General features: G+C 65.9%; 16 protein-coding genes and 1 pseudogene. 6 read left to right on the top strand and 11 right to left on the bottom strand.

Features of this window, described 5'->3' with window-relative positions; all coding sequences use genetic code 11:
• The first annotated feature begins 152 nt into the window (after positions 1–152).
• A complete protein-coding gene (locus VFA60_14745; protein ID HZQ93048.1) occupies positions 153–980 on the top strand; it encodes a DUF692 family protein in 828 nt (275 codons plus the stop codon).
• On the top strand, positions 967–1749 hold the full coding sequence (locus VFA60_14750) for a hypothetical protein (GenBank protein ID HZQ93049.1): 783 nt from the start codon (positions 967–969) through the stop codon (positions 1747–1749). The genes VFA60_14745 and VFA60_14750 overlap by 14 nt, the downstream gene beginning before the upstream one ends.
• Before the next feature lie 118 nt (positions 1750–1867).
• On the opposite strand, the gene VFA60_14755 is transcribed toward VFA60_14750, so the two are convergent.
• The 5 genes from VFA60_14755 to VFA60_14775 form a co-directional block, all read right to left on the bottom strand.
• Entirely contained in the window at positions 1868–2569 is a 702-nt protein-coding gene (locus VFA60_14755; protein HZQ93050.1) for an iron-containing redox enzyme family protein, read from the bottom strand.
• Between the two features lie 80 nt (positions 2570–2649).
• Positions 2650–3063: a secondary thiamine-phosphate synthase enzyme YjbQ gene (locus VFA60_14760; protein HZQ93051.1), complete on the bottom strand. Its 414-nt coding sequence runs from the start codon at positions 3061–3063 to the stop codon at positions 2650–2652.
• A 36-nt stretch (positions 3064–3099) separates the two neighbouring features.
• On the bottom strand, positions 3100–4074 hold the full coding sequence (locus tag VFA60_14765; protein HZQ93052.1) for a M48 family metalloprotease: 975 nt from the start codon (positions 4072–4074) through the stop codon (positions 3100–3102).
• The gene (locus VFA60_14770; protein HZQ93053.1) at positions 4071–6653 is read right to left on the bottom strand and encodes a DUF2339 domain-containing protein; all 2583 of its coding nucleotides are present in this window, start codon (positions 6651–6653) and stop codon (positions 4071–4073) included. The genes VFA60_14765 and VFA60_14770 overlap by 4 nt, the downstream gene beginning before the upstream one ends.
• A gap of 497 nt (positions 6654–7150) precedes the next feature.
• Entirely contained in the window at positions 7151–9580 is a 2430-nt protein-coding gene (locus VFA60_14775; GenBank protein ID HZQ93054.1) for a DNA translocase FtsK 4TM domain-containing protein, read from the bottom strand.
• Between the two features lie 337 nt (positions 9581–9917).
• Here VFA60_14775 and VFA60_14780 point away from each other — a divergent pair, with 337 nt between their 5' ends.
• Positions 9918–10454 carry a sigma-70 family RNA polymerase sigma factor gene (locus VFA60_14780; GenBank protein HZQ93055.1) on the top strand — a complete coding sequence of 179 codons (537 nt, stop codon included), beginning with the start codon at positions 9918–9920 and terminating at the stop codon, positions 10452–10454.
• Positions 10447–11442: a VOC family protein gene (locus VFA60_14785; protein ID HZQ93056.1), complete on the top strand. Its 996-nt coding sequence runs from the start codon at positions 10447–10449 to the stop codon at positions 11440–11442. The genes VFA60_14780 and VFA60_14785 overlap by 8 nt, the downstream gene beginning before the upstream one ends.
• A 307-nt stretch (positions 11443–11749) precedes the next feature.
• Here the strand turns inward: VFA60_14785 and VFA60_14790 are convergent, their stop codons facing one another.
• From VFA60_14790 to VFA60_14815, 6 genes are all read right to left on the bottom strand, one after another.
• Entirely contained in the window at positions 11750–12619 is an 870-nt protein-coding gene (locus tag VFA60_14790; GenBank protein HZQ93057.1) for an undecaprenyl-diphosphate phosphatase, read from the bottom strand.
• Complete coding sequence (locus VFA60_14795) at positions 12616–13548, bottom strand: hypothetical protein (protein ID HZQ93058.1); 933 nt, start codon at positions 13546–13548, stop codon at positions 12616–12618. Before VFA60_14795 ends, VFA60_14790 begins: the two co-directional genes overlap by 4 nt.
• Positions 13549–13669: 121 nt before the next feature.
• On the bottom strand, positions 13670–14701 hold the full coding sequence (locus VFA60_14800; protein ID HZQ93059.1) for a threonine/serine dehydratase: 1032 nt from the start codon (positions 14699–14701) through the stop codon (positions 13670–13672).
• A 93-nt stretch (positions 14702–14794) separates the two neighbouring features.
• Positions 14795–16459: a ribonuclease J gene (locus tag VFA60_14805; GenBank protein ID HZQ93060.1), complete on the bottom strand. Its 1665-nt coding sequence runs from the start codon at positions 16457–16459 to the stop codon at positions 14795–14797.
• A 296-nt stretch (positions 16460–16755) separates the two neighbouring features.
• The gene (locus tag VFA60_14810) at positions 16756–18156 is read right to left on the bottom strand and encodes a cation:dicarboxylase symporter family transporter (GenBank protein HZQ93061.1); all 1401 of its coding nucleotides are present in this window, start codon (positions 18154–18156) and stop codon (positions 16756–16758) included.
• Complete coding sequence (locus VFA60_14815) at positions 18153–18986, bottom strand: 2,3,4,5-tetrahydropyridine-2,6-dicarboxylate N-succinyltransferase (GenBank protein ID HZQ93062.1); 834 nt, start codon at positions 18984–18986, stop codon at positions 18153–18155. Before VFA60_14815 ends, VFA60_14810 begins: the two co-directional genes overlap by 4 nt.
• Positions 18987–19244: 258 nt before the next feature.
• Between VFA60_14815 and VFA60_14820 the strand changes: the two genes are divergently transcribed.
• Both VFA60_14820 and VFA60_14825 read left to right on the top strand, forming a co-directional pair.
• Complete coding sequence (locus VFA60_14820) at positions 19245–20030, top strand: PIG-L family deacetylase (GenBank protein ID HZQ93063.1); 786 nt, start codon at positions 19245–19247, stop codon at positions 20028–20030.
• A pseudogene (locus tag VFA60_14825) lies at positions 20027–20998 on the top strand (glycosyltransferase). Before VFA60_14820 ends, VFA60_14825 begins: the two are co-directional and overlap by 4 nt.
• Positions 20999–21193 lie beyond the last annotated feature (195 nt).

Here is a 21193-nt window from a genome sequence, read left to right on the forward strand (position 1 = left end):
AGCTCGTGGAGACTTCCGAAACAGCCCCCACGTGCCACTAACTTCCTGCTGACCTTGCACCCAGACCTCCGCGGCGGCCACCATGGAGTGTCCCGCGGAGGTCAGTTTTTCTGTGCAGGGGCGGCTGCACTGATGTTTGCGGCGGTTGGTCCATGACGAATGACCCGCGCGCGCTGCCGGAAGGACGCCTGGCGGTCGGCGCTTTCTACAATCCGCATCTCGCTTCGGCATTGCTCGAGGCGCGTGACGAGATTGACCACCTCGCCATGGCCGATCCGCCCGCCGCCAACGACGCCCACTTCGAAACTGTTCGCGAGCGTTATCCGTTATTGCTGCACGACTACCTGGGCCAGCTCTCCGATCCGCTCAGTGAGCACGCGCTGGCGCGCGCCCGCGACTTGCAGCAGCGCTACCAGGGCCCGTGGGTGGCCGAGCACTTCCAGTGCCTGCACACGCAGGACCACCGGCGCACGCTCGACTACGTCTTTCCGCCGCTCTACACGGAAGAGTTTTTGTCGCGCTTCGTGGCCAACGCCCGCATTCTGCGCGACGCGGTGCAGGCCGAGCTCGTGATGGAGAACATTCCCGGGTTCTTTTCACTGCAGCACGCGCAGATGAGCGAGCCCGAATTCCTGCGCCGCTTCTTCGACCAGACCGGCTGCGGCCTGCTGCTCGACCTGCCTCACGTGTGGCTGGCCGCGCACTACTCCGGTCGCGCCGCCCGCGAGTACCTGGCGCAATTTCCGCTGGAGCGCGTGGTGGAGATTCACGTGGCCGGCGTGGAGCACGACCACGACCTCGACGGGCCGTGGATTGCGCCGGCGGCGCCGTCAGAAGAGATCCTGGCGCTGGCCGTCTGGCTGGCTGAGCGCGCGCCCAAGCTGCGCGCCGTGACCTTCGACGCGTTCGCGCCCTCGCTCACCGCCGGTGTCCTGCTCGAATCGGTGCGCGCCACGCGGAGGGCGTTTGGCATCGCCTGAAAAGCCTTCGCCGTCCGGCGACCGCGACGTGCAGGACGAGATCATCCGCTACCTCGCCGACGGTGAATTTCGCGCCCAGGGCAGCGCCAACCTGCCGCTCACTCCTGCCGACGCACAAAAAGCCGAGCGCTTCGCCCGCTTCCTGATCCGGCGCTACTACCGCGATCGCCTCGCGCGCGGCTTTCGCACGTCGCGCCTCCTGGCCGAGCACTACGGGCGCCTGCCCGAAGAAACAGTGGACCAGCCCGGCTTTGGCCCGCTCCTGGAAACCGGCGTCCTCGGCTCGTTCCTCACCTCGCGCATCGTGGCCCAGCTCGCCAAGCAACACCTGATGGCGCACATCCCCGAACTCGGGCCGTGGTGGTGGGACATGCTCCGGTACGACATTGCGTATTTCATGCAGCTCGCCACCTCCGATCCCGGCGCGCCGTCCCAGTTGCCGCGCCGCGGTACAAGCGCCATGACCGCGGAGCTGGACTGGTACCTGCCGCAAGTAGTTGGCAGTCTGCGTGCGCGCCAGGAACCGACACCGGAAATGGAACGAAAGTGGAGCCTGCTGTTCTCGCGCACGCACGGCGGCCGCGTGTACGTGATGGAAATCGATAGCGACGCCCTTTCGCTGTTCGAAGCGGTAGACGGGAAGCGCGCGCGCCAGGAGATCATCCACGCCTCCGGGGTGCGGCCTTCGATCGCCGAGCCCATGCTGGCGGACCTGGAGCGCATCGGCGCGGTGATCTTGCCGCAACAGGCAGTTTCGCCGGCCACATAGCCGGCGGCAGCACGGCTCCCTTCGTTCCTTCTTGTCCCTTGCGTTTAGGTTTTCCTTTTCGCAACAAAAAAAAATAAAGACGTAGCCGAGCTACGTTCCTATCGACTACTTCTGCCGGCTACCGAACGCTCGCCATCCGCTCCTGGCGCGCAGCGTCGATGCCGTCCAGCGCGGTCCACAATGCCCGCGCCGCAGCTTCCGCGGCGTCGAGGGCGGCTGCTTTCGCTGCGGGCGAATCGACCGCCGCCAACACCTGGTCGCGCCACACGCGTGAATGGTGAGCGTCAGCGGTGGTGTGCAGCGTGAAGTATCGGCAGGTATGCTCGTCGGCGCCATAGCGCTCGCGCAATCCGCGCGCTTTCTCGGCCGCCACTCGCGGCACCTGCGACTCGTAGGCGTAGAAGCTGGCCAGCGCTTCCACGGGCGAGGCCTCGCGCGCCACGCGCCGGAAGTGCCATATCAGATCAGCCAGCTCCGGGAGCGGTTCGCGGTCCTTCACCTGGCCCGCACCAGCGCCCATGCCCGAAGCGAACTGCAGCCACAGTTCATGATGCGGACGCCCGTCGGGAGAGTTCACACCCAATTCGTCGTCGCGGTTGGCACTCACCGCGGCGCATAGCTCGCCTTCCGGCAGCCGCGCAGCAAATTCGCCCAGGTACTCCGGGAAAGCCGCAACGTGGTGGTAGTAATCGGCGGCGTACTCGCGCAGGTCTGCGCGGGTCAGCGAGCCCTCCGACCATGCCTTATAGAAGGGATGGCATAGCAGGTCGTACTTCGCAATGCGGCGATCAAGTTCGGCAACGAAAGCAGCGTCGTTCATTCGTGAGTTGACTCCGAGTGAGATTCAGAGAGTGTAAAGGTAAATTTAGCAGTTCGGCAATTGGCACGTCTCCAATCTCTTTACTCGCCCATCACCTTCACGATCACTCGCTTCGACCGCTGCCCATCGAATTCGGCGTAGAACACGCGCTGCCACGTCCCCAGGTCGAGTTTGCCGCTGGTGATGGGGAGCGTCACCTGGTGATGAATGAGCAGCGCCTTCAGATGCGAGTCGCCGTTGTCCTCGCCGGTCCGGTGATGCAGATACTCCTGCCGGAACGGCGCCAGCTGCTCGAGCCACTTGTCGATGTCGGCAATCAGCCCCGGTTCATCGTCATTCACATACACGCCCGCGGTGATGTGCATCGCCGACACCAGCGCCATGCCCTCGCGCACGCCGCTCTTGCGCACCGCCGCCTCCACCTGCGGCGTGATGTGCACGTACTCGCGATGCTTCTTCGTATTGAACGTCAGGTATTCGGTGTGGAATTTCATGCGGGGAAGGATAAACGAACACGCGGCGCGCAATGGTCAACGCCCGGTGTCGCGGCGCAGCATACCGGGAACAACGCATGGCGGAGGGGCCGGTTTTTGGGGGTTGGCCGGGCGTGACCGACGGCGGAGCGTCGACAGCTGCTCACGTCCGGCGCTGCAATCGAGTTCCAAGCTGCGCTCGGCGCGTGCGGGCCATCCCTTGTCATTGATCAGGGCACGAATTGCCTGCTCGCGCTCGCGGGCCAAAGGATGCGAGCGGAAATATCCCGCGAGCAAGTCCCCGGCAATGTGCAGTACTTCGCCCGCGGGCGACGCCGCTTTGCGAGTAGGGGTGGCGGGCCCATACTTCTCAAACTTCTCAAACATCCGCAGGGCGCCCACGGGCGCGTAGCCGGCGAGCCATAGCAGGTTGACGCCGTCCACGTCCGCCTCCGACTCCTGTTCCTTCGCATAGCCCGCCTGGAACAACTCAATGGGAATGGCCGCCAAGGCGCCGCCGGCAGGCAACTTCTGCAGGGTGACACGCGTCTGCAGGCGCTCGGCGGCATGGTAGTGGTCAATGTGCTCGATCTCGTGCGCCAGAACGGAAGCGAGCTCGTCTTCACTGTCCATGAACGAGAGCAAGCCGGCGCCGATGAAGACATGCCCGCCGGGCACGGCAAAGGCATTGATAAAGCCGGCGTCTCCGATGTAGTGAAACCTATACGGAAGCTTGCGGTGGGCGAAGGCCCCCAGTCGCGAGCCGACGCGGCTGACATACGCTTCCACCGCCGCGTCGACCGAGGTGCGAGCGTGCCAGCGCCCCGCCATTTCATTTCCGTACCGGATCTCGTCTTCGTCCGGCATGCGGGTGAGCCGTGCGGGTATGCGTGTGGCTCCCCGTTCGCTGTCGGCGATCGCGCTCAGCACCGCCTGTGCCCCGACCGGTGCTTCCGCCTTGCGCCGCTGGGCGACGATGATTGCGGCGACCGCCGACGCCAATACCACAAGCAGGGCGAGCCAGCGCTTCATAAATATTGGCGGATAGTTTCACGATGCCGCGAATAGAGGAACGAAACCAGCATCAGGGCGCCGCCAAGAATGATGAGCGTAATCCATTTGTCGCGCAGCGTCAGGTCCCAGAAGTCCACGACCGCAATCTTGCCCACGCAGAGCAGGAGCAGGCCAAGACCGCACAGCCGGAAGCTGCGTTCGCCGGCCCACAGCGCAAACAAAAACACGGCCACGCCCTCCAGGCCCCAGGAAACGGTGATCATGCCGCTGCGCGTGGTGAAGCCGAGCATGAGGGTGAGCAAGGCAACCGCGGAGAAGAACAGGGGCTGCTCGGGGCGGACGTCGCACAGGTATGCGAGCGGGCCCACGTCCGTTGCCTCGCGGTCGCCGAGCCGCATGGCGGCCGCCATCGCCGCCAACAATCCCGCTACGGCGACGCCCGTCGTCAGCGAGCGGCTGTGCCAGGGCGTAACCGAGAAATACGGGAGTTGCAGCAGGTTGTACGTCAATCCGCGAACCGCAACCGCACATCCAAGCAGCACGCCCTGGTGCAGAAATGTGCGACGCGACGTTGCCCACGCCACTATCACCAGCGCGAAGGCCACGCCGGCCCACGCCGCCGCCACCCAGTCGCGGTCCAGTTCGAAATAAGACAGGGCGACCAGCGTCGTGGTTCCCAGCCACGCATAGAGGTTGCTGAATAAGCGCGCCTCTCTCGGATGCTGCTCGGCCAGTGTTGCCACGCGTGTATAGGCGTAATAAAGGACCAGGGCGACCGGCACGGTAGTGTAGAAACGCGGGCTGATCTCGCCCGGCGCGCCGTCTGCGTTCAGATTGACGAAGAGAATCCGGACAAAGGCGGCCACCAGCGCCGCGTATCCCTGCCAACGCAAGTGTCGTGATCGAAGAGGGATGCTCGTCTCAACCAAGACCAAGCCGAACGCGGCCCATGCCGGCGCGACCGCAACCGGGCGCAATTCATACCAGACGAGCAGCGCGACGAAAAATGACGCCGCCCATGTGAACCCCGGTGCGATGCTGACCGGGCCCAGCTTGCGTGGCCGCAGGGCGGCGGCCAGCGCGTAAAGCAGCGCAGCCGCCAGCGCCAGTGTGAGCAGCCGCTCCGAGACGCCGTGCCACGATGTTTCCAGTTGCGTGTTCACGGCCAGCGTGCGGGCGGCGGCGATGGTCGCGAAGGCCACGGACTGCAGCGTCAGGTCGGTCTCATCGAGCGCGCGGGCCGCAACGGCCATCAGCAGGGCCGCCGCCAGCCAGCCCGGCCCCACCCACGCGTCAGACGCCGCCAGACCGATCGCCACCAGGACGGCGGCGGCGCCGAAGTGGGAGATCGCGCGCAACGCCGCGTGATCAATGCCCTCGGCAAAGAGCGGCCGATTGCGCCGGCCGAACCATAGAGCGTTGAGATAGAAGACCGCAGCGGCGACGGCCAAGGTCACGCTCACGTGCCAGTTGTTTGCGTGGTAAGCGCGCGGCGCCTCCCAGACAAAGAGGTATGCGGTCGTGACCGTCGCGACCAGCATCCCCAAGCGCCGGAACACCAGTTCGCGCAGCCAGAGGCCGGCCAGAAACAGCGCCTCCGCCTCCACCAGCCACAGTACCGCCAGCGACGACCCCGAGTAGCGGAACGGGATGGCCGCCACCATCAGCGTTGACCCGATGATCGCAAGTACCACAAACGGCGTGCGGCGCCGTCGCGCGGCGGGCAGTTGCGCCAGCAGGAATTCGACTGCACCCAGCAGGAGCAGGAACCGGTACGCCCATTCCGGATGCGCCGACTGGTACTTCATCAGCCCGAGAAAGAGCGCGCCGTTCAGGATGGCGGCGACGGTCGAGATCGTTTCCTGTTCCTCGTCAATGTCGCGCCGCAGCAGGTAGGACGCGCGAAAGATCGCCCAGTAGAAAGCAAGCAGGCCCGCACTGATCATGAACTCCGGAAACGGCGGCCGTGGGTAGGGCAGCTTCTCGATGACCGGCCTGAGCCACAGGTAGTGGTCCAGGAACGCCGCCAGAATTCCGAAGACCTCCAGTTGGTACCAGCGCCGCCGCAGTACCAGCACAACCAGGCCGAGCGATAGGATCGCGCCAGCAGCGAGGCTCAGCCCGACGGAACGGTGAATGGTCAGTGTAGCGAACCCGAGCAGGAAGGCGACGCCGGTTACTACCTGCGAGTCATACCGCAGCGTATGCCACACCATGCACGCCGCGATGGCCAGCGTGAGCACGAGGTCGGCGGTCTGCGAGTCCAGCACGTGCGCCGCCGGCACGTAGTACATGGCATACGCAACAAAATAAATCAGTGCCCATCCGCCGCCGATCAGCGCGCGCGCCGGAATCCGGTACCGCTCGTTGCGCTCCAGCCATACCCCGCCGCCGAGCATGACTGCCGCGACCAGGAAGCCGACCACATCCTTGCCGGCTGGGCCAAGGTTCTTGAGTTGATACGCCAGGAAAAATGCAACGCCGAACACCAGGATGGTGACTCCCAGCTTGTTCAGCCAGTTCGCGCCCAGCGTTTCCTCAATGTCGAACGACTTTTGCGGATTCGTTGATTGCTCACCAAGCGCGGCGAAGGGCATCGTCGGCGCTTCGCCTGGCGGGGACGATGTCGGCGGCGAAGCGGCAAAGCGACCTTCAATCGCAACCGGCGACGCAGGTTCCGGCGCGATCGCGGCGGGCTGTTCGATGGCTGGCGCAGCAACTTCAGCGGACGCCTGAGGCGGCGGTCCCGGCGCTGCCGGCGTCACTGGCGGCGCAGCGGCAGGTTCGGCGGCGGCGGTGCGCTGTTCTGCCTCAATGACGGCGCGCGCCTCGCCGCCTAGCGCCTGCTCAAGGGCGTAGATGCGCGCAGTAAGGTCGCGCCAGCGGGTTTCCCAAGCGGCAAATTCCTGCCGGCTCCTGCGCTCCGCACGGGAGACGTAAATTATCGCGATGACTGCTGCGATAAAAGCCAGGAACGCGCCCAAAGCTCCCCCTGCAACGGAACGGCAGTGCAATCCGCCCTTGCAGCAGCCAGTTTAGTCGCATAGCAGCATGTACTTGCAAGTGAACGAATGTGTCACTCCTACCGCTGGTGTTAGCGCAGGCTCTCTTCCACTTCATTCAGCCAGTCCGGCTTCTTCAGCACTTCGCGCGGCTTGGGGCCGTCGGCGGCGCCGACGATGCCGTCCTGCTCCATCAGGTCGATCAGGTGGGCCGCGCGCCCGTAGCCGATGCGCAGGCGCCGTTGCAGCAGGGAAGTGGACGCCTTGCCGAACTCGACCACCAGGCGGACCGCGTCTTCGAACAGCTCGTCGTGCTCGCCTTCGCCGCCACCTTCTCCGTCGGCCGCATCGCCGGAGGCGCCGGCGCGGCGCTCGCCATCTTCTTTGGGGGCCTGGAGAAATTTTTCTTCGTACTGCGCCAGGCCCTGGGCGCGCCAGAATTCGACCACGCTGGCGATTTCCTTTTCCGTGACGTAGGGCGCATGCAGCCGGTGCACGCGCGCCGAGCCCGAGGGCAGATACAGCATGTCGCCGCGTCCGAGCAGCGCTTCGGCGCCGTTGGCGTCGAGAATCGTCCGCGAGTCGACCTTGGTCGCCACGCGGAAGGAAACGCGCGCCGGAAAGTTCGCCTTGATCAGGCCGGTGATCACGTCCACCGACGGCCGCTGCGTCGCCAGCACCAGGTGGATGCCCACCGCGCGCGCCATCTGCGCGAGGCGCGTGATTGATTCTTCCACGTTGTTGCCGTCCAGCATCATCAGGTCGGCCAGCTCGTCAATGATGATCACGATGTACGGCAGCGGGCGGTGCTCCTGCGCGTCGGCGCCGGCCTGGAACAGGCTCGGCGTCTTCTCGTCGTCGAACAACCGGTTGTACTGGTCGATGTTGCGCGTGCCCTTTTCGGCGAGCAGCTTCAGGCGGCGCTCCATTTCGCGCACCGCGTTGCGCAGCGCGTTCGACGCCAGCCGCGGCTCGGTGATGATCGGCGTGTACAGGTGCGGCACGCCTTCGTAAACGCCCAGCTCCAGCCGCTTCGGATCCACAAGGATCAGCCTCACCTGCTCGGGCGTCGCCTTGTAGAGCAGCGACATGATCATGGCGTTGATGGCCACGCTCTTGCCCGATCCGGTCGAGCCGGCGATCAACAGGTGCGGCATCGTCGCCAGGTCGGCCGTGACGATGCGCCCGTTGATGTCCTTGCCCATCGCCAGCGTGAGCTTCGACTTGTTGCCGATGAAGTCAGTGGACTCCAGCACCTCGCGCAGCCAGATCGTCTCGCGCTCGCGGTTCGGGACCTGGATGCCGACGGTGCTCTTGCCCGGCATACGTTCGATCAGGATGCTCTCCGCGCGCAGACCCAGGCACAGGTCTTCCGAAAGCCCGGTGATGCGGTTGTACTTGATGCCCGCCTCGGGCTTGTATTCGAACGTGGTCACCACCGGCCCGGGATTGATTTGCGTCACCTGGCCGTGCACGTCGAACTCGGCGCACTTTTCGGTGAGCACCTGGGCGAGCGTCTTCAGCTCGTCTTCGTTGATCTGGTTGTGCTCATCGGGACGGTGCAGCAGCGACGACGAGGGCAGGCGATAGCTGCCGGCGATGCGCGGCATCGTGGTCTTCGCCTTCGACGTGGCATCGGCGCGGCTGCCCATGGTGATGGGCGCAATCTCTTCGTTCTCCGGCGCGGCTGCCGCCTGCGGCTTTGGCGGACGCGCCATGCGCGACGCCAGCTCCTGCTCTTCTTCAGCACGGGCGGCGTCTTCTTCCGCCCGCGCTTTTTCGATGCCCGTACGCGGCGGGGCCGGCGGTACCGGCTTCACCGGCACAACCTCGGTCGCCATCACCATGGCCGGCGCGGCGCGGCGCTTCATCCTGGCGTGGCGCTCGGCCAGGCGCTGCTCGTGAGCCTTGACGCGAGCGGCGCGCCAGTCGTTGAAGCGCTGCCACGCGGCGAACAGGAACGCGCATCGCGTGCGCAGCCACAGGTCAATCTTGCCGAAGCTGAAGGCGGTGGAGAGATACAGCGCCACTGCGATAATCGCCGCGCACAGAATGGTTGCGCCCGCCACGTTGAAGTAGTGGATGAAGGCGTCGCCTACGATCCTCCCCAACAGCCCCTCGATCGGGACGGCGTGCAGCCAGCGCAGCTGGAAGGGAAGCAGCGCCAGCAGCGCCGGCGTGAACACCAGCAGCATCGCGGCGCCGGCCAGCTTGGCCAGCGCGGCGTCGATCTTGCGCGAGCGGAACCAGCGCGCCGCCAGCATCCCGATGAACATGGGAATCATGAACACGCTGATGCCGCCCAGTTGCAGCATCAGGTCGCTCAGCCCCGCGCCGACCACGCCGATCCAGTTGTGCGTGCCGCGCGCCGAGCCGGCGGCGGTGTTGATCGAAGGATCGAGGGGCGAGTACGAGGCGAGCGCGAGGAAAAGGAGGGTCGCGCAGGCGAACAGGAGGAAGCCCACCAGCTCGTTCAGCCGACGATTGTCGGTCGGAGCAAAGGCGCGCGCGAGCAGCTTCATGAAGGGCGTATCGCGTCCCGGGCAAGCCGGAACGGCGCGGTACACCAGAGCAGGCCAATTATGGCAGATATCTTTTTGGAAACAATGGGAAAAGTGGAGCAGGTACCGTGAGGATTATGGGCCCATCTGGTGATTCGGCAATTAGCGCCTAGTGCTTGGCATTTGGCCGCCACGGCCGTGGCTGTTGTCATCGCTCCCACCCCGGACGTGCCCGGCCAAATGCTGATTGCTAACTGCTAAGTGCCTTCACTCGAAACTTGAAACTCGAAACTGTTCCGTAACCTTTCCCCTCCCCGCCAGTTAACCTAGCCAGACGGCCAGTCCCGGGAGACGCTGGTTGAAGGCCCAGACGCAGGAAGCCGGCGAGCGGCTGCTGGTGGAGGCGGCGCAGCGCGATCCGCGCCGTTTTGCCGAGCTCTACGAGCGCCACTTCGAGCGCGTGTACGCGTTCGTGGTCAAACGTGTGCGCGACCGCGACGCCGCCGAAGACGTCACCTCCGAGGTATTCCACCAAGCGCTCGCCGCGCTGCCGCGTTTTCAGTGGCGCGGTGTCCCGTTTGCCGCCTGGCTGCTCCGCATTGCCTCCAACGCGGTGAAGGATCGCTGGCAGCAGTCTTCCCGCGAAGCGGGCGAACCGGATTTGGCCGGCGCCGCCGACCCGAACTCGCCCGACGTCGAGCAGCGCGCCATGCTGTTCCAGCTGGTCAACGAATTGGAAGGCGACCAGCAGCGCGTGATCGTCGCCCGCTTCGTTGAGCAGCAGAGCATTCGCGACATCGCCCAGGAGCTCGGTCGCACCGAGGGAGCAGTGAAGCAGTTGCAGTTCCGCGCGCTGGAGAAGTTGCGCGCGCGCATGGAGGGCGGCAATGCCTGAAGAGCGCTCTCTGCACGATCAACTCAATGCCGCGATTGACGCCATCCTGGCGCGGCGCAGCGCCGCTCCGCTCGCGCCCGAGCTCGCGGCCCTGGCCGCGCTCGCGGTGGACCTGCGCGGCCTGCCGCGTCCTGAGTTCAAGCGGCGCTTGAAAGAAGAATTGGAAAAGGAGGCAAACGAAATGCCGGCGCTCGAGATCGCATCCGAGACAAAGAAGGCGAAATTCCGCGAGGGTTTCACGACCGTGACGCCCTACCTCTCCATCGACCACTTCGAAGAGGCGATGAACTTCATGAAGCAGGCCTTCGGCGCCGTCGAACTTTTCCGCGGCGGCCCTGGCTCGGCCGGCGGATACCACGCCGAAGTCCGCATCGGCGATTCCATCCTGATGATCGGCGGCGGCGGCAACTTCAAGGGCCCGTACACGCCCACTTCGCTGCATCTCTACGTCCCCGATGCAGACGCCGTGTACCACCGGGCGATCGCAGCGGGCGCCACCTCGCTGCACGAGCCAACCGACCAGTTCTACGGCGATCGCGAAGCGGGTGTGCGCGACGTGGCCGGCAACGAGTGGTGGATCGCCACCCACAAAGGCGCGAGCTATCGCCGCGAAGGCTTGCGCGCCGTGACAACTTTCCTGCGCGTGCACGGCGCAGGCCGCATGCTGGACTTCATCACCGAGGCGCTGGGCGGCGAAGTGGTTGAGCGCCACTCCTCGCCCGACGGCGTGGTGCACTATTCGCAGGCGCGCATCGGCAACGGCATCCTCGAGGTGAACGAAGCGCACGGCCCCTGGCAGCCGATGCCGACCATGTTCTACCTCTATGTCCCCGACCCGGATGCGCTCTACGCCCGCGCCGTCGCCGCCGGCGCCCAATCAATGTTCCCGCCCCAGGACCAGCCCTACGGCGACCGCGTCGCCGCCGTCAAAGACGAGTGGGGCAACCAGTGGTACATGGGAACGCCGACGGAGAAGCCCGGAGCTTGAGTCTGTCATCCTGAGCGAGCGCGATCCCGCCAAGCGGGAGAGCCGGAGTCGAAGGGTCCCTGCCGCAACTGTGCTTTCAGGGTCGAAGTGGGATGCTTCGACTCGGCCCGCAAGGCGCGGGCCTCGCTCAGCATGACCAGGGAGTGCTGGAGACGTGGGCGCGCCGCTCACCTCACCTCACCTCACCTCACCTCGCACCGTCGTGGTCAGCGCGAACCATGTGGCGCGGACGCCCCCGTGCGCGCGGCTTCTGCGACACCGTTTGTCCTGGGAAAGCTTTCAGGGGCTGACCGCTGACTGTTGATCGCTAACTCCGCATCCACAACCACGCCGCCAGGCCCGCGCCCAGCACGATCCGATAGATCGCGAACGGCACAAACCCGCCGCGCCGCACCCAGCGCATGAACCACGCCACGACTGCGTAGGCGACGACGAAAGAAACCACGAAGCCGGTCGCCAGCAGCATCCACTCCTGCGCGTTCACCGGCGCGGCGCCCACCGCGGTGCCGGCCGCTCCGTGGCGCATTGACTTGAGCAGGTCATAGAGCGTAGCCGTGACCATGGTTGGAATCGAAAGCAGGAAGCTGAACTCCAGCGCCGTGGCGCGCGTCATCCCGGCAATCTGACCGCTGGCAATCGTGGCCATCGAGCGAGACGTCCCGGGAAACACGGCGGAAAGGACCTGGCACGCGCCAACCCACAGCGCCTGCGGCAGCGAGGTCTGCTCCACATCGTCGGTGCGCGCCGCCAGAATACGCGCGTCGTAAAGCGCCTCCACCACCCACATCACGATGCCGCCGGCCAGCAGCGACATGGCCATGACCCACAGGCTTTCCAGGTTCTTGCCGATCACTTTGGTCAGCGCCCACGCCGGGCCGGCCGTGACCACGAACGCGATCAGCACCAGCGTGAGCGGATGGGTGAAAAGCGTCTTCTCGCCGCGATGTCCGCGCGGAAACGTTCGCAGGAAATCGGCAATGCGTTTGCGGAAGTAAATCGGCAGGCAGAGAATGGCGCCCAGCTGGATGACGATGCTGAACATCTTCCAGTAGCCGCTGGCCAGGTCCACGCCGAGCGCGGCTTCCACGATGCGCAGGTGCGCAGTCGAACTGACGGGCAGGAACTCCGTTAGCCCTTCCACCACGCCGAGAAGGATGGCGAGCGCGTACGGGTTCAATCGTTCGTGTTCCCGTACGTCGGAATGTTCTGCTGAACTTTGTAGAGCAGGGCCTCGGCGCGCGGCGACCAGTCGCTCTGCGCCGCCTCGGCCATGATGCGCTGCAGCAGCGCGATGGCGCGCGTGCGCGATTCCGCCGACTTCCCGGGCTGGTTTTCCGTTTTGTAGATCTCGATCAGTGCCGCCCGCCGCCGCGCCGCTTCGTACAGCGCCTCGGCGACCTTGGGCGACTGCGGATGGTCCTTTGCGTAGTCCTCGTAGATGCTGGCTTCTCTATCGGGACACTTCGACATGCCATTCCAGTCGCCGCACGTCTTGTTGTCGATCAGGTCGAACGCCGCCAGGTCCGCCCACTTTGTGCCCTTGAACTTCTTCTGCACCTGCCTCAGGTGCTCTTCGTCGATTTGCGGCTTCATCAGCGGATCGGCCGCGCGCGCCGAAGGACGCGTGCGCGCATCCGCCAGCTCGAGCTGCCAGCGGATATCGGCGCCGCGCCACATCGCCTCCCCCGCCAGCGGCGAGTTGGGAAAATACTCGGCCGTGCGATCGTAAAGCCGCAGCGCGTCTTCGGCGGCGCCGCGGCGCCCGCGCCGCTTCTGTGCCTCGGCCTCCGAGTCCACCGCCTCGCCGAACAGGATTCGGTCGCCGTTGGGCATGGTGGTGCGGATCACGCCGCGGTCCTGGATCCAGCCCGTGACCTGCCGCTCCGCCTCCTGGTTGGCCATCACGTGCAGCCACCCAGGGTTCCCCTGTTCCAGGATCACGATCTCGCGCCCGCGCCCTACCGGCCCGAGCTTCGATGACGTGGCGTCCGGGGAAAGATAAATCGTTGCCTCGCGAATCATCACCGCGCGAACCACGTCGGCGGCGTGCAAGGGAAGAACGGAGAGCGCTACGAAAACAAGATTGAAGACGCGATGCCGTGCCACATAATCCTCAAACGGCTTACCCCGGATGAACTCCGATCAACACGGACTTGACCCAAGGTTCGTATGGATCCCTGTCCATCCGTGGTGAGACTTGCCTCGGATTCTACACGGGACGAAGAACTCATCCCAGAACCTGCCGCAGCAAATCGGGTTCCACGTTTCCGCCGCTCACCACGGCGGCCGTCCGCCGCGCTCGCGGCAGTTCGCTCTGATGGAACCAATACGCCGCCGCAGTCACCGCGCCACTTGGCTCTGCCACCACGTGTCCGGTCCACGCCAGCCGCCGCATGGCCTCGCGAATCTCGTCTTCGCTCACCGTGACCACGTCGTCCACGAACTTGCGAATGTGCTGGAACGGAATCGGCCCCACGCTCTGCGTGCGCAGCCCGTCGGCCAGCGTGCGCGTGGTCTGCTCGGCGGGAAGCTCCACCAGGCGCCCGGCGCGGAAGCTGGCTTGAGCGTCGGCGGCCAGCGCCGGCTCCACGCCCACCACCTTCGCCTTCGATCCGGAAAGCTTGATGGCGGCGGAAATGCCGCTCACCAGTCCGCCGCCGCCGATCGGGGCAAGCACCAGCTCGACGTCGGCGAGGTCTTCGAGGATCTCCAGGCCAATCGTGCCCTGGCCGGCGATGATGCGCTCGTCGTTGAACGGCGGCACCACGCAAAGGCCGCGCTCGGCCGCGAGTTGCTCGGCGCGCCGCTGGCGCTCCAGGCTACCCGGGCCCACCAGGACGATCTCCGCTCCGAGACTCTCGGTGCGCGCGATCTTCACCTTCGGCGCGGTCCGCGGCATGACCACCGTTGCCTTCACCCCCAGCGCCTGCGCCGCGTACGACACGCCCTGGGCGTGGTTGCCGCTGGAATACGTGATGACCCCGCGGGCGCGCTCCGCGTCGGAGAGCGAAGCAATCTTGTTGTACGCCCCGCGCAGCTTGAACGAGCCGATGGGCTGCAGGCTCTCCAGCTTCAGGTGCAATCCGTCGCACGACGGGAAGTGGTAGAGCGGCGTGCGCGTGGCCACGCCGCGAATGCGCTCACGCGCCTGCTGAATGTCAGGAAGGGTAACGATGTCGCTCGTCTCCAGGATTCCAGTGCTAACCATATCAAGGAGCGAGGCGGCGCGGGAGTGCTGCAGGAATAGACACCGCTGCATGGGCCAGAGCTCCCACGTCCAGAAGCAACGGTCCAAGCTAAACGCTGCAGGCCAAGGGCCAGGAGCCAGTGGCGAGCCGCCGGCAGCTGGCCGCTAAATCTCCAGAATCACCGGCATGATCAGCGGCCTGCGCTGCGTGCTCTTCACGATGAACCGCTTCAGGTCGGCGCGGATCTTCTCCTTGATCACGCCGTAATCGCTCTTTTCCTCTTCGCTCGACGACTCCAGCGTGCCCATGACGAGGTCGCGCGCGCTGCTCAGGAATCCGTCTTCGCCCGGCGCGAAGCCCCGCGTCACGATCTCCGGCGCGCTCTCCACCTTGCCCGTCAGCTTGTTGATCGCGATGATGGGCAGCACGATGCCGTCTTCGCTCAGGTGGCGCCGGTCGCGGATCACAAGGTCTTCCACCACTTCGCCCATCGAGCCCGAGTCGATGCACACGCGGCCCACGTTGATCTTGCCCGCCTTGCGCGCGCCCAGTTCGTCGAACTCCATGATCTCGCCGCTCTCCAGCATCAGCGCCTGCCCGACCGCGCCGTGCATCGCGGCCGCCAGTTCGGCGTGACGCGAGAGCTGCCGGTACTCGCCGTGAATCGGAATGAAGTAGCGCGGCTTGACCAGGTTGATGATCAGCCGCAGCTCCTCCTGGCTGGCGTGTCCTGAAACGTGCACCGGCGGCGACGAGCCGTCTTCATAGATCACGTGCGCCTGCCGCCGGAACAGGTGGTCAATCACGCGGTAGATCGCCTTCTCGTTCCCCGGAATGATTCGCGAGGAAAGGACCACCGTGTCGCCGGTTTCGATCTTGGCGTGCTTGTGGTTGTCCACCGCCGCGCGCGACAGCGCCGACATCGGTTCGCCCTGCGTGCCGCTGATCAGCACACAAACTTTTTCCGCCGGGAAATTCTTGATCTCACCGGGATGGATCAGCAGGCCGTCGGGAATGTCCACGTAGCCCAGGTCCTGCGCGATCTCGGTCGAGTCGGTCATCGAGCGCCCGACCAGCGCCACCTTGCGCCCGTACTCGAATGCCAGGTCAATGGCCAGCTTGATCCGATGGATGGAAGACGAAAAGCAAGAAATGAACAGCCGCCCGTCGGTATTGCGGAACACGTCGTCGAACTTGCGCCGCACCGCGCGCTCGCTCGGCGTGTATCCCGGACGCTCCACGTTGGTCGAATCCTGCAGCAGCGCCAGCACGCCTTCCTTGCCGTACTCGGCGAACGTGTGCAGATCGAAAAGCCGGTTGTCTGTCGGCGTGGGGTCCACCTTGAAGTCGCCGGTGTGGATCACCACGCCCAGCGGCGTGTGGATTGCCAGCGACACGCAGTCCACCAGGCTGTGCGTCACCTGGATGGGATGGATGGTGAACGCGCCAATGCGAAAGCGCTCGCCGGCGCGAATCTCGTTCAGCGTGGCGTCGTCGAGCAGTTCGTGCTCTTCCAGCTTGTTCTCGACGTAGGCCAGCGTGAACTCGGTGCCGTACACCGGCACGTTCAGCTCGCTCAGGATCCACGGCAGGGCGCCGATATGGTCCTCGTGACCGTGCGTGAGCACGATGCCGCGCACCTGCGCGCGGTTTTCCAGCAGGAAGCTGATGTCGGGAACGACGATGTCGACGCCCAGCAGCTCCGACTCGGGAAACATCAGACCGGCGTCGATGACGATGATGTCGTCACCCCAGCGCACGGCCATGCAGTTCATGCCGAATTCGCCGAGCCCGCCTAGCGGGATGATCTGGAGCTTGCCTGAGGGCATTGAGGAGAGAGAACGATAGCTTGATGCTAGCACAATGCTTCCGCGCCTGTTCTGGCGGCGAGCCGCTAAGGAAGGCAAAAGCAAAAAGGCAAAGCAAAAGGCAAAAGCGCAACCGAGCCATCCTGGGCGAGGCGGGTGCTGCGCTCGGCGCAGTACCCGCGCGGTCGAAGGACCCCGGCGCCGAGAGCGGCATCCCCATCGCGCCGGGCCATCTACCTGACTCGACTTTGGGCAGGGAAGACGCGGCGAAGCCGCCTCCACAACCCGGTACCCGCTACTCGCCACTGGCTACTGCGTTACTCCAGGGCAGCGGCCACCGCCTCGCTCGGCTGCTCCTTGCCAAACTCGCCCTCCCAGCGCGCCACCACCACCGTCGCCAGGCAGTTGCCGACCACGTTGACCGAAGTCCGCGCCATGTCCATGAGCTGGTCCACGGCCAGCAGCGCGAACACCGGTTCGGTCGGCAGCCCGAACGAGCCCACGGTCGCGAACAGCAGAACAATCGACGCGCGTGAAACGCCGGCCACGCCTTTGCTGGTGAGCATGAGCGTGAGCATCATCATCACCTGCTGACCCACCGTGAGCGGAATGCCGGCCGCCTGCGCCACGAAGATGGACGCCATCGAGAGATACAGCGTCGACCCGTCGAGATTGAAGCTGTAGCCGGTCGGCGTGACGAACGCCACCACCGGGCGCGGCACGCCGATGGCCTCCATCGCTTCCATCGCGCGCGGCAGCGCCGCCTCCGAACTCGCCGTTCCGAACGCAATCGAAGCCGGCTCAGCGACCGCGCGCACGAACCTGCGCAGCGGAACGCGCGCCAGCAGCGCGATCGGCAGCAGCACACCGAACAGAAACACCAGCAGCGCCGTGTACAGCGTGGCCAGGAGCTTGGCCAGGTTGAACAGCACGCCCATGCCCGACGTGCCCACCGTGTACGCAATCGCCGCGCCCACGCCGAGCGGCGCCATCAGCATCACGATGTTGGTGAACTTGAACATCACCTCGGCCAGGCCCTCGCAGAACTGGAGCATCGGCCGGCGCTTTTCCTCGCACACCTGTGCCAGCGCAATGCCGAACAGGATGCTGAACACCACAACTTGCAGAATTTCGTTGTCGGCAACCGACTTCGCGATGTTCTCGGGAAACGTATGCAGAATGATTTCCGCCGGCGCGCGTTTGGCCGAGACAATCTGCTCGCCCGGCGCCGGCGGCGGCAACTTCGCGCCCACGCCGGCTTTGCTGATGTTGATGGCCGTCAGGCCGATGATCAGCGCCAGCGTGGTCACTACCTCGAAGTAGATCAGCGCCTTCAGCCCCATGCGGCCGATCTTCTTCAAGTTCGCGTGCGCCGCGATACCGCTGACCAGCGTGGCAAACAGCAGCGGCGCGATGATCACCTTGATCAGACGCAGAAAAATCTGCCCAACCACCCGCAGGTTCGCCGCCGCGGCAGGGAGGTCGTAACCAAACTCGCCGCCGGCGAGCATGAAGGTGAAAATCCACGGAGTAAGCGCGCGCCGCCGCGCCGAATACGCGGCCATGACGGCGATCGCCAGCCAGCGCGAGCCCGCCAGCAGCCACCGCGGCGCGTTCGATCCGTGATGATGTGCGAGAAATGCGGCCAGCGCCGCCGCGATGGCGAACGCAAACAGCAGCCGGCGGGCGACCACGTCCTGCGTTTCCGCCGCGCTCACCGCAACGCCTCTTCCAGTGCCGCCGCCGCGTCGGTCTTGGCGTCACGATACTTGACGATGACGGGCGCGTAGAGCGAAAGCCCCCAGTCTTTGTCCTGCGCCTTGCCGCGCTCCAGCTTGCGCGAGCCGGGCACGACCACCGCGTTTTCCGGCACGACGAGCGGCTCTGTTTCGCTTGCGCGATGCACCTCGCCGCGCACCACGTCGTAAAGTGGCGTGGATCGCGTAAGGATCACGCCCGCCCCCAGCACCGCGCGCGAGCGCACCTGCGTGCCCTCGTAAACGCCGCAGTTGCCGCCCACCAGCACATCGTCCTCGATGATGACCGGCGACGCGTTCACCGGCTCGAGCACGCCGCCAATCTGCGCCGCCGCGCTCAGGTGCACGCGCCTGCCGATCTGCGCGCAAGTGCCCACCAGCGCGTGCGAATCCACCAGCGAGCCCTCGTCCACGTACGCGCCCACGTTCACGTACATCGGCGGCATGCACACCACTCCGGGCGCGATGTACGCGCCTTCGCGAATGGACGACCCGCCTGTTGGAATGCGCACGCGGTCGCTCACGTGGAATCGCCTCGCCGGGAAGGTGTCCTTGTCCACGAACGACAGATCGCTGCCGCTCGCCGCCAGCTCGCCGATGCGAAATCCCAGCAGGATGCCCTGCTTCACCCACGCGTTCACGTGCCAGCGGCCGTCGCTCTTTTCGGCGGCGCGAATCGTGCCCGCGGTCAGCGCGGCGCGGAATTCGGTGAACGCGGAGCGGGCGGCGGCGCGATCCAGGCGGTCGCCGGCGGCGGCGAGCCGCTCAATTTCGCCCTGAAGTGGGTGCATCGCGCCGCAGTATATCGCACACGTCCGGCAGACCTCGGATGCGGCGGTCAGCACTCAGAATTCAGCGTCCGCCCTAGCGCGTGACGGGCGAAGGTGCGCAGTCTCGCCGAAGCCGCGCGTACGAGGGCGTCCGCGCCACGCGGTTCCAGGCCGCCTGGGAACGAGCTGATTGCGGCGCCACGCGGCGACACGGTACTCACAATCCGCATCACAAGCTGTTGTATGCAGACGCCGGCCCCTTTGCTGCGGCGCACACTCGTGCTCGTTGCGCATTTCGACGATGAGGCGGCGGGCTGCGGCGGTGTGTTGCAGCGCATGCGCGATCCCGTGGTGGTTTTCGGCACCGACGGCGCGCCGCGCGACGACTTCTTCTGGCGCCGCTTCGGCTCGCGCGACGCCTACGCCGCTCACCGCCGCGGAGAGGCCAGGCGCGCGCTCGCTCACGCCGGCATCACCGGCTGGGAGTCGCTGCGAGACGCCGCCGGTCACGACATCGTGGACCAGGAGCTGCTTCGCCATCTCCGCGCTGCTGCCGCGCAGCTCACGCGCCTGTGCCGCCGGCAGGGAATTGAAACTATCCTCACGCTGGCGTATGAAGGCGGACACCCCGACCACGACTGTTGCAGCGCGCTCGCCGCGGTTGTGGGGCGCGAGCTGCGCCTCGACGTTTGGGAGATGCCGCTTTATCACCGCTCGGCTGACGGCGTGGGCGTGCGCCAGCAATTTCTCTCGGGCGACTCCGGCATCGCGCTTCAGCTCACCGCCGCCGAACTCGACTGCAAGCGCGCCATGTGGGCAGCCTATGCCTCGCAGGGACTCACGCTCTCCAGCTTCGATCCCGCCATCGAGCGGCTTCGCCCGCAGGCGGCCTACGACTATACGAATCCGCCGCATCCCGGTGTCCTCAATTACGAAGCCTGGCAGTGGCCCGTCACCGGCTCGGAGGTGTGCGCCGCCTTTGCCGACCTGATGGGCGATGGTCACGCCGCCAGGGAGCCTTCCGTTGGCACACATGGGTCGCCGAGCCGGACAGGTGTGCGATGATCCGCGGCCCCGGCCTGCGCATCCTCTACGTCGCCTATCCGCTGCTGCCCGTCAGCGCCGCCAGCGCCGGCGGCGCCGAGCAGATGCTGGTCACGCTGGAAGACGCGATCGCCGCCCGCGGACACGCCACCACGGTCGCCGCCTGCGCCGGCTCGCAGGTGCGCGGTGAATTGTTCAGCACCATGCCGCCGCCGGCCTCCGGCGATCCATTCGAACCGCATGTTGGGGAGCACAATCGCCGCGTGCTGCAGCTCATTGCCCGCGAGCGCGCCGCCGGACGCCCCTTTGACCTCGTTCACGACGAAGGCGGATCGTTCTGGCGCGTTGCTTCGGAAGTCCCGGGGCCCGTCCTGCTCACCGCGCATCTTTCGCGCGAGTACTACGGCCGCGAACTGGCGCAGGCCGCCGCCAACGTCGCGGTCAACTGCGTCTCGGCTTCGCAGCGCCGCTCTTTCGCCGACGTTAACTTGCGCGCCACCGTGCGCAACGGCATTGACCTCGATCGCTTCGCCTTCCAGCCGCGCAAAGAACGATACGTGCTCTGGCTGGGACGCATTTGCCGCGAGAAGGCGCCGCACCTGGCCATCGCCGCCGCGCAGCGCGCCGGCGTTCCCCTGGTCCTCGCCGGCGAGATTTATCCCTTCGCCTGCCACCGCGAATTCTTCGAGCAGGCGGTGCGGCCCCTCATCGGCGGCACGGTGCGCCTGGTGGAGCGCCCCTCGCTCGACCAGAAGCTCCGGCTGCTCCAGCACGCCGGCGCCGTGCTCATCCCCAGCCTGGTGGACGAAACCAGCTCGCTCGTCGCCATGGAAGCTGCCGCCTGCGGCACGCCGGTCATCGCCTTCCGGCGCGGCGCGCTGCCCGAGGTGATCGTGGAAGGCCGGACGGGGTTCCTGGGGGACACCTGGGAAGAAATGGCGGAGCAGATCACGCGCCTGCGCGAACTCGATCCCGCCGCCTGCCGCCGCCGCGCCGAGCACCACTTCGACGCGCGCCGCATGGCCGCCGAATACGAGCGCCTCTACGCAGCTGTAGTTGAGGGTTGCCGCGAAGAGCGCTGCGCTCAGCAACCCGGCACTCAGTGCTCGCCACTCGGTACTGTTTCCTGGCCGAGCACCGAGTACAGCCCCTTCAATCAGTCATCTCAAGCGAGTCATCCTGAG

This window comes from Terriglobales bacterium (assembly GCA_035651995.1).
Classification (GTDB): Bacteria; Acidobacteriota; Terriglobia; order Terriglobales; family Acidobacteriaceae; genus DASRER01.